Below are 13,078 nucleotides of genomic sequence, written 5' to 3' on the forward strand. Positions count from 1 at the left end.
AGCGACGAGGGCCCGTCTCCCGCGGATGCGGGAGACGGGCCCTCGGATGCCCGCGGGCCTCAGACGAGGCTGCGGAGCACGTACTGCAGGATGCCGCCGTTGCGGTAGTAGTCGGCCTCACCCGGGGTGTCGATGCGGACGACCGCGTCGAACTCGACGATGCCCTTGCCCGCCGGCGAGTGCTCGCTCGGCTGCGCGGTCACGCGCACCGTCTTCGGGGTCACGCCGCTGTTGAGCTCCTCGAGGCCGGAGATCGAGAAGACCTCCGTGCCGTCGAGACCGAGCGACTCCGCCGACTCGCCCTCGGGGAACTGCAGGGGCACGACGCCCATGCCGATGAGGTTGGAGCGGTGGATGCGCTCGAAGCTCTCCGTGATGACGGCCTTCACGCCGAGGAGGCGGGTGCCCTTCGCCGCCCAGTCGCGCGACGAGCCGGAGCCGTACTCCTTGCCGCCCAGGACGACGAGCGGGGTGTCCTGCGCCGCGTAGTTCTGCGCCGCGTCGTAGATGAACGACTGCGGGCCGCCCTCCTGTGTGAAGTCGCGCGTGTAGCCGCCCTCGACGCCGTCGAGGAGCTGGTTCTTCAGGCGGATGTTCGCGAACGTGCCGCGGATCATGACCTCGTGATTGCCTCGGCGCGAGCCGTACGAGTTGAAGTCGCGGCGGTCGATGCCGTGCTCCTGCAGGTACGCCCCCGCCGGGGTGTCGGCCTTGATCGCGCCGGCCGGCGAGATGTGGTCGGTGGTCACCGAGTCGCCGAGCTTCGCGAGCACGCGCGCGCCGTCGATGTCCGACACGGGCGTCAGGTCGAGCGTCATGCCGTCGAAGTACGGGGGCTTGCGGACGTAGGTCGACTCGGCCACCCACTCGAACGTCGACCCGGTCGGGGTCGGCAGGCTGCGCCAGCGCTCGTCGCCCTCGAAGACGCTCGCGTACTGGCGGTCGAACATCTCCGTCGAGATGGACGAGTCGATCGTCGCCTGGACCTCGTCGGCCGAGGGCCAGATGTCGCGGAGGAAGACCGGGTTGCCGTCCTGGTCGGCGCCGAGGGCGTCGTTCTCGAAGTCGAAGTCCATCGTGCCGGCCAGCGCGTACGCGATGACGAGCGGGGGCGACGCGAGGTAGTTCATCTTCACGTCGGGGTTGATGCGGCCCTCGAAGTTGCGGTTGCCCGAGAGCACCGCGGTCACGGCGAGGTCGCTGTCGTTGACCGCCTGCGAGACCTCCTCGATGAGGGGGCCCGAGTTGCCGATGCAGGTGGTGCAGCCGTAGCCGACCGTGTAGAAGCCGAGCGCCTCGAGGTCGCCGTTGAGTCCGGCCTTCTCGTAGTACTCCGTGACGACCTTCGAGCCGGGGGCCATCGTGGTCTTGACCCACGGCTTCGACGTGAGGCCCTTCGCCGCGGCGTTGCGCGCGAGCAGACCGGCCGCGAGCATCACCGACGGGTTCGACGTGTTCGTGCACGAGGTGATCGCCGCGATGGTCACGGCTCCGTTGTCGAGCTCGTACTCGGCGTCGTCCGTCTTGACCGGCGTGGGCTTCGAGGGGACGTCCGAGTAGTTCGGGAGGTCCTTCGAGAACTGCTCCTTGGCCGCGGACAGCTCGATGCGGTCCTGGGGGCGCTTCGGGCCGGCGATCGAGGGGACGACCGTCGAGAGGTCGAGCTCGAGGTACTCGCTGAAGGTCGGCTCGACCGAGGGGTCGTGCCACATGTGCTGCTGCTTGGCGTAGGCCTCGACGAGCGCGACCTGCTCCTCGCTGCGGCCCGTGAGGCGCAGGTAGTCGAGCGTGACGTCGTCGACCGGGAAGATCGCGGCGGTCGAACCGAACTCGGGGCTCATGTTGCCGATGGTGGCGCGGTTGGCGAGCGGCACCTGGGCGACGCCGTCGCCGTAGAACTCGACGAACTTGCCCACCACGCCGTGCTGACGGAGCATGTCGGTGATCGTGAGGACGACGTCGGTCGCCGTCACGCCGGTCGGGATCTCGCCCGTGAGCTTGAAGCCGACGACCTTCGGGATGAGCATCGACACGGGCTGGCCGAGCATCGCGGCCTCGGCCTCGATGCCGCCGACGCCCCAGCCGAGCACGCCGAGGCCGTTGACCATCGTCGTGTGCGAGTCGGTTCCGACGCAGGTGTCGGGGTACGCCTGGACGACGCCGTCCACCTCGCGCGTGAAGGTGGTGCGGGCCAGGTACTCGATGTTCACCTGGTGCACGATGCCGGTGCCGGGCGGAACGACCTTGAAGTCGTCGAACGCCGTCTGGCCCCAGCGCAGGAACTGGTAGCGCTCGCCGTTGCGCTGGTACTCGATCTCGGTGTTGCGCTCGTAGGCGTCGGCGCGGCCGAACAGGTCGGCGATGACCGAGTGGTCGATGACGAGCTCGGCGGGCGCGAGCGGGTTGATCTTCGTGGGGTCGCCGCCGAGGTCGGCGACGGCCTCGCGCATGGTCGCGAGGTCGACGATGCAGGGAACGCCGGTGAAGTCCTGCATCACGACGCGCGCGGGCGTGAACTGGATCTCGGTGTCGGGATCCGCCGCGGCGTCCCAGCTGCCGAGGGCGCTGATCTGCTCCTTGGTGACGTTCGCTCCGTCCTCGGTGCGGAGCAGGTTCTCCAGCAGCACCTTGAGGCTGTAGGGGAGCTTCTCGTACCCCTCGACCGCGTCGATGCGGAAGATCTCGTAGTCGGTGCTGCCGACCGTCAGGGTGCTCTGGGCACCGAAGCTGTTCACCGTGGACACGGTTGTCTCCTCCTGGTCGGCCGTGGCTTGTGCCTCCCATATTGCTCCCGAGAAGCCGGCGAGGCTACCAAGGAGCACCTAACTCGATCGAGCCGGGGCGCAGCCTGCTGTGGCGCGGATTTTTATCTTGATGTCAAGATAAATATTACACGACCGGAGGGGGCCGCTCCCCCGCCCGTCAGGGCGACGGCGTGTCGACGACGTCCGTCTCCGACGCACGTCGGTAGACGGCCCGCACCGCGAGCCACGTGACCGCGACGAGCGGAGCGAACAGCGGGATCCCCATCACGAGCTTCACCGTGCCGATCGTCTGCACGTCGACCTCCGCCAGCCACATCGGGAACTGGACCGCGAGCCGCGCGAAGAACAGCGCCGCCCACATGATCGCGAGCCAGAAGAAGACCCGGCGCTTGCGCCTGTCGCGCCGCCAGGCGAGCCCCTCGTCCATGAGGAACCCGGCCGCGAGTCCGATGATCGACCACCCCACGAGGGCCGAGACGAGGAACGCCGAGCCGTACGCGACGTTGGTGAGGAACCCCGGCACGAAGTTGTCCTCCGCGCGGCCGGTGATGAGCACGAGCGCGCCCGCGACGCCCACGGCGATGAGGCCGCCGAGCGCCGCCGACGGCGCCTGGCGCTGCGCGAGGCGGAGCACCGTGAACAGCGCGGCCGCGCCGAGGGAGAGGACGACGGCGAGCACGAGCCGATCCGGCCAGACCGTGAGGCTCACGAGGAAGACGACGAGCGGGAGGACCGACTCGACGATCCCCCGCACGCCGCCGATGGCCTGCCAGACGACGCCCGCCGTCGAGGCCTCCTTCGCCGGATCCAGACCCGCGCGCCGGGCCGCCTGGCCGAAGGCCGAGCCGAGCACCTCCGACGCGGACGCCGTCGCGGGCTCCTCCGGCGCCGGAGGCTCGAGCGGCGTGCGCTCGCTCTCGTCGGTCACGATCCCGGCGTGGTCGGCATCGCGAGGGGGATGAGGTCGCGCGGAGGCATCGGCGCGCCGCCGCGGACGACGACGATGGACCGGAACAGATCCTCCACCTGCGCGGCGGCCTCCGCGTCGCTCGCCCCGCGGCCGCCGATCACGCCGCGCAGGAACCAGCGCGGCCCGTCGACGCCCACGAAGCGCGCGATGCGCTTTCCGCCCTGGTCTCCGCCCGCGACCTCCGCGAGCAGCTCCGGGCCGAGCGGCCCCTCGCGCTCCTCCACACGGCCGCCCTGCTGGGAGACCTGATCGCGGATCTGGGCGCGCGTCTCTCCCCAGAGCCCGAGCGATCGGGGCGCCGCGAACGGCTGCACCTGCAGCGTCGACTCCGCGTAGTCGAGCCCGACCGCCACGACGCGCTGGGTCTTCTCGTCGACCTCCAGCCGCAGGTTCAGCCCCTCGCGGGGCAGCACCTTGATGCCGCCGAGGTCGATGTACGGGCGGACCGGGTTCGCCTCGCTCTCGTCGAAGGGCCCGTTCTCCGCGCGGTCCGCGGGAGCGCTCTTGGCGCCGTCCGGCGTCTCGTCCGTCATGCTGTCTCCTCGTTCGCTTCGTGCGCCTCGGCGCGGTATCCGGAGGATCCGAACCCGCCCTCGCCGCGCACGCTGTCTGCCAGGTCGTCGACCGGGACGAACCGCGCCTGCAGCACGGGCATCACGATCAACTGGGCGATGCGGTCCCCCGCGCTCACCTCGTACGCCTCGCGCGGGTCGGTGTTGACCAGCGCGACCTTGATCTCGCCGCGATAGCCCTCGTCGATCGTGCCGGGGGCGTTGACGATCGTCACCCCGTGCTTCGCGGCCAGTCCGCTGCGCGGGACGACGAACGCCGCGTGGCCCTCGGGCAGCGCGATCCGCACGCCGGTGCCGACCAGCGCGCGCTCGCCGGGCGCGAGGCGGACCGCCTCCGCCGCGACGAGATCGGCGCCCGCGTCGCCGGGATGGGCGTACCGCGGGATCCGCGGTGCGACAATGGGGACGTCCACGGTTTCACTCACGCATCGAGGGTAATGCAGAACTCCGCCGCCCCCGCCGGGCTCCTCCCCTATCGCGAACGACTCGCTCCGTCGCTGAAGATCTTCGCGGGCGCCGCCGTCGTCGCCCCCATGGCCGCGCTCTCGGTCGTGCCGCTCGGCAGGGTCGCCGCCCTGGCGATCGGCGCCGGGGCCGCGCTGGCGCTCGTCGCGCTGCTGATCGCCGCCGCGCCGCGCGTGACGGTCGCCGACGGGATCCTCCGCGCGGGTCGCGCGCACATCGACGTCGCCCATCTCGGCGAGCCGGCCGCTCTGGAGGGCGAGGAGGCGAGGCGCGCCCGCGGCGTCGACCTCGACGCGCGGGGCTGGCACCTGATACGCGGAGGGATCGCCGGGATGGTGGTCGTTCCGAACACCGATCCCGACGATCCCGTCACGTCGTGGGCGATCTCGACGCGCACCCCCGACCGCCTCGCGGCGGCGATCCGGAGCGCGCAGATCGCGGGCTGAGTCAGGCCGCGCAGTCCTTGCAGATCGGGCCGACCGCCTCCTGGTGGTCGAGCTGCGAGCGGTGCTTCACGAGGAAGCAGCTCATGCAGGTGAACTCGTCCTGCTGCGGCGGCAGCACGACGACGTCGAGCTCGACGTTCGAGAGGTCGTTGCCTCCGAGCACGATGCTCGGGTTGTCGGCGTCCTCCGTCTCGACGGCGGCGGTCTGGTTCGATCGGGCGGCTTTCAGCGCCTCGATCGACTCGTTGCCCTCGTCCTCGTTCTTGTTGCGCGGTGCGTCGTAGTCGGTTGCCATCGGCGGACGTCACTTCTTTCACTTCAGGGGGTTGTGCTCGGGACATGCGGGCGCGGTTCCGGCGACGCTGCTGTCCGTCGCCGGGGCCTCGTCGACATCTGAAGAGCATGTCGGTCGGTGCGCGCGGCGGGCACAGTTTGCATGACGACGCGCCGTTTCGCAAATGGGCGGCGCGCGCCCGCCCGTCCGAGCGTGTCGCACCGGACCAAACACGCGGCGCGCCCGCGCTATTCCCGGCCGCGGGGCCGGGCACGTGACACCATGGCGGCTGTCGCGCCCGAGCGACGTCCGGTCGCGGAAGGAGTCAGGATGCAGCAGCTGACGATCGTGGGCACCGAGGGCCTCACCCTCGTCGTCGCCACGGAGCACGGGCAGCGCTTCACGCTCGACATCGACGACATGCTGCTGAGCACCGTGCGGAGGGCCCGCGCCGACGCCGCGCCGCAGCCGCGCGAGGTCGGCCCCAGCCCGCGGGACATCCAGGCGCGCATCCGCGCCGGCCTCAGCGCCGAGCAGGTCGCGGAGCTGCTCGACTGCCCCGTCGAGCGCGTGCGCGTGTTCGAGGGCCCCGTCCTCGCCGAGCGCGAGCACATCGTCGGGCGCGCCCTGTCGATGCCGGTCCTGACCCGCGTCGACCTCGACCAGGAGGAGAACCCGACGTTCGGCGCGGCCATCCAGCAGAAGCTCCAGGATCTCGCGGCGAGCGGCGAGCGGTGGACCAGCTGGAAGGACGAGGAGAGCTGGATCGTGAAGCTCACCTTCCAGGCGAACGGCGTCGAGCACGACGCCCGCTGGACCTACGATCCTCGCCGCAGCGCGCTCGCCCCCGCGAACGACGACGCCGCGCAGCTGTCGCGGCAGGGCCGCGCCCCCGAGGGGCTCATCCCCCGCCTCCGCGCGCTCGAGAGCGTCGACGAGGAGGCCGACGACTCGACGTTCGAGGAGACCGCGTTCCGCCAGGAGGAGCCTCCGGCTCCGGAGCCGGAGGAGCGGCCCGCCGACACCGCCGACCTCCTCGAGGCGCTGCGCCGCAAGCGCGGGCGCCGCGAGGCCGCTCCCGCCGCGGGCGAGGACGAGGGGCAGGACGAGGACGCGCCGGGGCGCCCGCTCGCGATCCTCGGCGGCGACGACGAGCCCTCCCCCGCCGCGGAGGAGGAGCCGGCCGCCCCGGAGGAGCCCGAGGAGCAGCCGGCCGCGGCCGAGACGCCCCGGCGCCGCGGCCGCCCCGCGATGCCCTCCTGGGACGAGATCGTCTTCGGCGCTCGGAGCGACGACTGAGCCGCTCGCCTCAGCGGGCGTAGGCGCCGATCCGCACGAAGGGGACGATCGTCTCCTCCGGCGTGACCGAGCCGTGCTGTCCGATCATGCGCTGGGGGGCCTTGTCGCGCAGCCGGTCGTCGTAGAAGGCCCACAGCCCGCGCGCGGCGACGAGCACGTCGCCGATGCGGACGCGCACCCGCGGATCGACCCGGGCGCCGAACAGCCCCGCCTCGATCGCCTCGTCCCGCGTGACGACGTCCGCGGCGGCTCCCGACGAGGCCCGCCAGACGTCGGCCAGCGCTGCCGCGTCGACGCCTTCCTCGGCGTACACGTGGAGCAGACGCGGCTCGCCGCCCAGGTGCCGCACGCCCGCGAGACGCGGATCGCCCTCCTGGAGCAGCACGTGACGGTGCCGGGGCACGTCGACCATGCCGTGGTCGGAGGTCGCGATCGCGCCCACCCCGCCGGGCAGGGTGCGCACAGCGGAGAGCGCCTGGTCGATCTGCTCGAGAGCGGCGCGCCACGCGTCGGAGTCGACGCCGTGGGGGTGCCCGGCCTGGTCGAGCTCCGGGAGGTAGCAGTACACGAACGCTCCGGGACTCTGCGCGGCGATCGCGCAGGCGAGCCGGACCCTGGCGGCGGGGTCGTCCTCGCCGACGACGTCCGCGCCGCGCAGCACCGCGCGGGTGAAGCCCGTCGCCTCGTACCGCTTGGCGCTCACCGCGTAGGGCGTCGCGCCCATCTCCGCCGCGCGCTCGAAGATCGTGGGGGCGAGCTGCCAGGCCTCCGCGTCGAGCCCGTCGCGCTCGTAGCCGTTGAGCTGGTTCGCCAGGACGTCCCGATCCGGGTCGAGCACGCGGTAGCCGACGAGGCCGTGCGCCCCGGGATCCGCGCCGGTGAGCAGCGTGGTGAGCGCCGCGGCCGTCGTCGAGGGGAAGACGGAGCGCGCCACGTCCTTCTTCGCCATCGCCTGGCCGAGGAAGCGCGCGTGGGCGCGATGGGCGCGCAGGGCGATGGCGCCCAGCCCGTCGACGACGAAGAGGATCGCCGAGCGCACCTCCGGCAGGTCGCCCTCTCCCGAGAGGGAGCGCAGCATGGCCGGCGCCACTCCGGCCAGTTCCCGGGCCGACGCGGGCCCCGTCGGTAGAATCGAGGTCATCCGAGCCAGTCTCGCACACCGTCCGAGCGCCGAGCGGCGCCGTTCGCGAGGCCTCGCCCGCGCCGCCCGCCGCGTCGCGCGGGAACACCGTCCGACGCCAGGAAGAAGACCGCATGGCGCGCAAGCAGTCCCCCGCTGAGCCCGTCGAGGAGCGCATCGAGGACGTCCCCCTCGAGCAGGAGATGCAGGGGTCCTACCTCGAGTACGCCTACTCCGTGATCTACTCGCGCGCCCTCCCCGACGCGCGCGACGGCCTGAAGCCGGTGCAGCGGCGCATCCTCTATCAGATGGCCGAGATGGGCCTGCGGCCCGAGCGCGGACATGTCAAGAGCGCCCGCGTGGTCGGCGAGGTGATGGGAAAGCTCCACCCGCACGGCGACAGCGCGATCTACGACGCTCTCGTGCGCCTCGCCCAGGACTTCAACCTGCGTGTGCCGCTCGTGGACGGCCACGGCAACTTCGGATCCCTCGACGACGGCCCCGCCGCCTCGCGCTACACGGAGGCGCGGCTCGCGCGCCCCGCGATGTCGATGACGGCCGACCTCGACGAGGACGTCGTCGACTTCGTCCCGAACTACGACGGGCAGTTCCAGCAGCCATCGGTGCTGCCGTCCGCCTACCCGAACCTCCTCGTCAACGGCGCCTCGGGCATCGCGGTGGGCATGGCGACGAACATGGCTCCGCACAACCTCAACGAGGTCGTGAGCGCCGCGATCCACCTGCTCGAGCACCCCGAGGCGACGACCGAGGAGCTCATGGAGTTCGTGCCCGGTCCCGACTTCCCCTCCGGCGGCATCGTCATGGGGCTCGACGGCATCCGCGACGCGTACGAGACGGGGCGCGGCTCCGTACGCGTGCGGGCTCGGGCGCAGATCGAGCAGATCGGCCCCCGCCGCACGGGCATCGTCGTCACCGAGCTGCCCTACATGGTCGGCCCCGAGCGCGTCATCGAGAAGCTCAAGCAGGCGGTGCAGTCGAAGAAGCTGCAGGGGATCAGCGACGTCAACGACCTCACCGATCGCAAGCACGGCCTCCGCCTCGTCATCGGGGTGAAGACCGGCTTCGACCCGGAGGCCGTCCTCGAGCGCCTGTTCCGCCTCACGCCCCTCGAGGACTCGTTCGGGTTCAACAACGTCGCGCTCGTCGACGGGCAGCCCCGCACGCTCGGGCTGCGCGAGCTGCTGCGGGTCTACGTCGACCACCGCATCGAGGTCGTCACCCGCCGCTCGCGGTTCCGCCTCGCCCGTCGGCAGGAGCGCCTGCACCTCGTCGAGGGGCTGCTCATCGCGATCCTCGACATCGACGAGGTCATCCAGGTGATCCGGTCGTCCGAGACGAGCGACGAGGCCCGCACGCGCCTGTGCCAGGTGTTCGACCTCGACGAGGTGCAGGCGGAGTACATCCTCGAGCTGCGGCTGAGGCGCCTCACGAAGTTCTCGCGCATCGAACTGGAGAAGGAGCGCGACGAGCTGCTCGCCGAGATCGCCGAGCTGGAGGAGCTCCTGGGATCCGACGCCCTCATCCGGGCGCGCGTCGCGCAGGAGCTCGAGCGGGTCGCCGACGAGCTCGGCACGCCGCGCCGCACGGTCCTCCTGAACGCGAAGCCGGCGCCGCAGCGCGCGTCGAAGCGCGGGGACGCCGACCTGCAGATCGCGGACGGACCCACCCTCGTGGCGCTCTCCACGACGGGTCGGGCGGTGCGGGTCGAGCAGGCGGACGGCCAGGAGATCGTCGTGCCGTCGCGTCGCGCGAAGCACGACGCGATCCTCGCGACGGCGCGCGGCACGGTGCGCGGAGAGCTCGGCGCCCTGACGTCGCGCGGACGCGTGGTGCGCTTCCAGCCCATCGACCTCCCGTCGGTCCCGCCCGCCTCCATCTCGCTCAGCGCGGGCACGCTGCTGCGCGACTACATCGGGCTGACCGACAGGAAGGAGCGGGTCGTCGGGCTCATCGAGCTGAGCGCCGACGCCCCGGTCGCTCTCGGCACCTCAGGGGGCATCGTCAAGCGCATCGTCCCGTCGGCCCTCCCCGCCCGGCCCGAGGCCGAGGTCATCTCCCTCAAGCCGAAGGACGAGGTGATCGGGGCCGCCGTCGCGGACGACGACGCCGAGCTCGTCTTCGTCACGAGCGACGCCCGCCTCCTGCGCTTCGGTGCGTCGACGGTGCGACCTCAGGGCGCGGGGGCGGGAGGCATGGCGGGCGTCAAGCTGTCCGCCGGCGCATCCGCGGTCTTCTTCGGCGCGCTGACGGGCGACGGCAACATCGTCGTGACCGTCTCGGGGGCATCGGACGCCCTCCCGGGCGCGGATCCCGGGCGCGCGAAGATCAGCGACTTCGGGGAGTTCCCGGCGAAGGGCCGCGCCACGGGGGGCGTGCGCGCGCACGCGTTCCTGAAGGGCGAGGATCACCTGCAGCTCGCCTACGCCGGCCCCGACCCGGCGTACGCGCTGAACGCCCAGGGCTCGGTGCGGAAGCTCCCCATGACCCTGTCGAAGCGCGACGGATCGGGTCAGGTCCTCGACGCGGAGATCGCGTCGATCGGGCGCGCCATCGGCTGACGGCGCGGAGGACGCGAAGGGGCCCGGGCGGATCCGCCCGGCCCCCTTCGCGTCCGCGCCGCTAGGCGTCGATCGCGTCCTGATCGAGCTCGGCGGCCCCGGCGACGATGAACTCGCGACGCGGCGCGACCTCGTTGCCCATGAGCATCTCGAACACGTGGCCGGCCGCCTCCGCGTCCTCCATGCGCACGCGGCGGAGCAGACGCCCGTCGCGCGACATCGTCGTGTCGGCCAGCTGATCGGCGTCCATCTCGCCCAGTCCCTTGTAGCGCTGGATCGGCTCGTGCCACCGCTTGCCCTGGCGCCGCAGCTTCGCGAGCAGGGCGTTCAGCTCGCGATCGCTGTAGGTGTAGATCGTCTCGTTCGGCTTCGATCCGGGGTTCACGACGATCACCTGATGCAGGGGCGGCACGGCGGCGTAGACCCGGCCGTGCTCGATGAGGGGGCGCATGTAGCGATAGAAGAGCGTGAGCAGCAGGGTCCGGATGTGCGCGCCGTCGACGTCCGCGTCGCTCAGGATGATCACCTTGCCGTAGCGGGCCTGCTCGATGTCGAAGCTGCGCCCCGACCCCGCCCCGACCACCTGGATGAGCGCCGCGCACTCGGCGTTCGAGAGCATGTCGCCGATCGACGCCTTCTGCGTGTTCAGGATCTTGCCGCGGATCGGGAACAGCGCCTGGTACTCGCTGTCGCGCGCCTTGCGCGCCGTGCCGAGCGCGGAGTCGCCCTCGACGATGAACAGCTCGGAGTTCGACACGTCGTGGGCGCGGCAGTCGATGAGCTTCGCCGGCAGCGACGACGACTCCAGTGCGTTCTTCCGGCGCTGGGTCTCCTTGTGGGCCCGCGCCGAGACGCGCGCCTTCATCTCGCTGACGACCTTGTCGAGGAGCATCGACACCTGGCTCTTGTCGTCGCGCTTCGACGACGTGAACCGCTCCTTCATGCCCTCGCGGATCACCTTCGCGACGATCTGGCGCACGGCCGGGGTGCCGAGCACCTCCTTCGTCTGCCCCTCGAACTGCGGCTCGGGCAGCTCGACCGTGAGCACGGCAGTGAGCCCGGCCAGCACGTCGTCCTTCTCGAGCTTGTCGCTGCCGACCTTCAGGCGGCGCGCGTTCTTCTCGACCTCGGCGCGCAGCTGCTTCGTGAGTTCCTGCTCGAAGCCCTGCTGGTGCGTACCGCCCTTCGGCGTGGCGATGATGTTGACGAACGACCGCGTGATCGTGTCGTATCCCGTCCCCCAGCGCAGCGCGGCGTCCACCCGGCACTCGCGCTCCACCTCCTGCGACCGCATCGTGCCGTCCGGCTGGAGCGTCGGCACGGTCTCGGTGAACGACCCCGTTCCCGCCAGCCGCCACGTGTCGGTGACGGGCGCGTCCGTCGCGAGGAAGTCGACGAACTCGCTGATGCCTCCGTCGAAGCGGTACGACGTCTCGCGCACGCCGACCTCGGGGTCGTCGATCGCGCGCTCGTCGCGGACGACGATCTCCAGGCCGGGCACGAGGAACGCGGTCTGGCGGGCGCGGGTGACGAGGTCGTCGTACTGGAACGAGGCGTCCTTCGTGAAGATCTGCCGATCGGCCCAGTAGCGCACGCGCGTGCCTGTGACGCCCTTCTTCGCCCGGCCGACGACCCGCAGCTCGCTGGTCTTCTCGAAGGGAGCGAACGGCGCGTCCGCGCGGGGCTCCGCGCCGGCGTCGTCGAAGACCCCGGGCTCGCCGCGGTGGAACGACATCGCGTAGGTCTTCCCTCCGCGATCCACCTCGACGTCGAGGCGCTCGCTGAGCGCGTTCACGACCGATGCCCCCACGCCGTGCAGACCGCCGGATGCGGCGTACGACCCGCCGCCGAACTTCCCGCCCGCGTGCAGCTTCGTGTAGACGACCTCGACGCCCGTGAGCCCGGTGCGGGGCTCGACGTCGACGGGCACGCCGCGGCCGCGGTCCCGCACCTCGACGCTGCCGTCCGTGCGGAGGATCACGTCGATGCGATCGCCGTTGCCCGCCACCGCCTCGTCGACCGAGTTGTCGATGATCTCCCAGAGGCAGTGCATGAGACCCGGCGACCCGTTCGAGCCGATGTACATGCCGGGGCGCTTGCGCACGGCCTCGAGGCCTTCCAGCACCTGGAGATGGTGGGCGGAGTACTCAGTCGTCACGATGTTCGATCCTATCTTCGAACGAACGGCCGCCCGCCGCGCAACGCCAGGTCGCCCCGCCTCCGGTCGCAGGCTACGCCGTGGGCGAAACCTCGCGACGAGGCGGCCCTCGCCCCCGTGTCGGATGATTGGATGGATCCAGACATCGACGCGGAGCACCGACACTTCCGAAGGAGGCAGCCCCATGACTGCAACCACCACAGCCGACGCCCCTGTCTCCCACCGGCTCACGGCGGCGGATCGCTGCGACGCCTGCGGCGCGCAGGCCTACATCGCCGCGGAGGTCGGCGGCAGCGAGCTCCTGTACTGCGCCCACCACGGTCGCAAGTTCGAGGAGAAGCTGAAGGCCGTCGCCACGAGCTGGCACGACGAGACCGACAGGCTCACGGCCGAGGTGAACTGACCTCGACCGCCCCGAGGGCCCCCGGCC

The 13,078-nt window shown here is 71.5% G+C and carries 11 protein-coding genes; 4 read left to right on the forward strand and 7 right to left on the reverse strand.

Features of this window, described 5'->3' with window-relative positions:
- Positions 1-59 precede the first annotated feature (59 nt).
- The 4 genes from acnA to dut form a co-directional block, all read right to left on the reverse strand.
- Positions 60-2,744, reverse strand: a complete 2,685-nt coding sequence (acnA, locus tag NHL53_RS05830) for an aconitate hydratase AcnA (protein WP_433775903.1) — start codon at positions 2,742-2,744, stop codon at positions 60-62.
- A 178-nt stretch (positions 2,745-2,922) separates the two neighbouring features.
- The gene (locus tag NHL53_RS05835; protein WP_433775904.1) at positions 2,923-3,693 is read right to left on the reverse strand and encodes a DUF3159 domain-containing protein; all 771 of its coding nucleotides are present in this window, start codon (positions 3,691-3,693) and stop codon (positions 2,923-2,925) included.
- Complete coding sequence (locus NHL53_RS05840) at positions 3,690-4,268, reverse strand: DUF3710 domain-containing protein (protein WP_433775905.1); 579 nt, start codon at positions 4,266-4,268, stop codon at positions 3,690-3,692. Before NHL53_RS05840 ends, NHL53_RS05835 begins: the two co-directional genes overlap by 4 nt.
- A complete protein-coding gene (gene dut, locus NHL53_RS05845; protein ID WP_433775906.1) occupies positions 4,265-4,732 on the reverse strand; it encodes a dUTP diphosphatase in 468 nt (155 codons plus the stop codon). Before dut ends, NHL53_RS05840 begins: the two co-directional genes overlap by 4 nt.
- A gap of 12 nt (positions 4,733-4,744) precedes the next feature.
- On the opposite strand from dut, the gene NHL53_RS05850 reads away from it, so the two are divergent.
- The gene (locus NHL53_RS05850) at positions 4,745-5,218 is read left to right on the forward strand and encodes a DUF3093 domain-containing protein (RefSeq protein ID WP_433775907.1); all 474 of its coding nucleotides are present in this window, start codon (positions 4,745-4,747) and stop codon (positions 5,216-5,218) included.
- 1 nt (position 5,219) lies between these two features.
- Here the strand turns inward: NHL53_RS05850 and NHL53_RS05855 are convergent, their stop codons facing one another.
- Positions 5,220-5,513, reverse strand: coding sequence for a DUF4193 domain-containing protein (locus tag NHL53_RS05855; protein ID WP_433775908.1), 294 nt, complete (start codon positions 5,511-5,513; stop codon positions 5,220-5,222).
- Between the two features lie 309 nt (positions 5,514-5,822).
- Here NHL53_RS05855 and sepH point away from each other — a divergent pair, with 309 nt between their 5' ends.
- Positions 5,823-6,791 carry a septation protein SepH gene (gene sepH, locus NHL53_RS05860; protein ID WP_433775909.1) on the forward strand — a complete coding sequence of 323 codons (969 nt, stop codon included), beginning with the start codon at positions 5,823-5,825 and terminating at the stop codon, positions 6,789-6,791.
- A 10-nt stretch (positions 6,792-6,801) separates the two neighbouring features.
- Here sepH and NHL53_RS05865 read toward each other — a convergent pair whose 3' ends face one another.
- A complete protein-coding gene (locus tag NHL53_RS05865) occupies positions 6,802-7,932 on the reverse strand; it encodes an alkaline phosphatase family protein (RefSeq protein WP_433775910.1) in 1,131 nt (376 codons plus the stop codon).
- Between the two features lie 113 nt (positions 7,933-8,045).
- Here NHL53_RS05865 and NHL53_RS05870 point away from each other — a divergent pair, with 113 nt between their 5' ends.
- Positions 8,046-10,490 (forward strand): DNA gyrase/topoisomerase IV subunit A, encoded by a 2,445-nt coding sequence (locus NHL53_RS05870; RefSeq protein WP_433775911.1) that lies wholly within the window; start codon positions 8,046-8,048, stop codon positions 10,488-10,490.
- A 61-nt stretch (positions 10,491-10,551) separates the two neighbouring features.
- Here NHL53_RS05870 and NHL53_RS05875 read toward each other — a convergent pair whose 3' ends face one another.
- A complete protein-coding gene (locus NHL53_RS05875; protein WP_433775919.1) occupies positions 10,552-12,651 on the reverse strand; it encodes a DNA gyrase/topoisomerase IV subunit B in 2,100 nt (699 codons plus the stop codon).
- Between the two features lie 181 nt (positions 12,652-12,832).
- Between NHL53_RS05875 and NHL53_RS05880 the strand changes: the two genes are divergently transcribed.
- Entirely contained in the window at positions 12,833-13,051 is a 219-nt protein-coding gene (locus tag NHL53_RS05880) for a DUF7455 domain-containing protein (protein ID WP_433775912.1), read from the forward strand.
- The last annotated feature ends 27 nt before the right edge of the window (positions 13,052-13,078 follow it).

The organism is Microbacterium sp. gxy059 (assembly GCF_050958665.1).
In the GTDB taxonomy this organism is placed as follows: Bacteria; Actinomycetota; Actinomycetes; order Actinomycetales; family Microbacteriaceae; genus Microbacterium.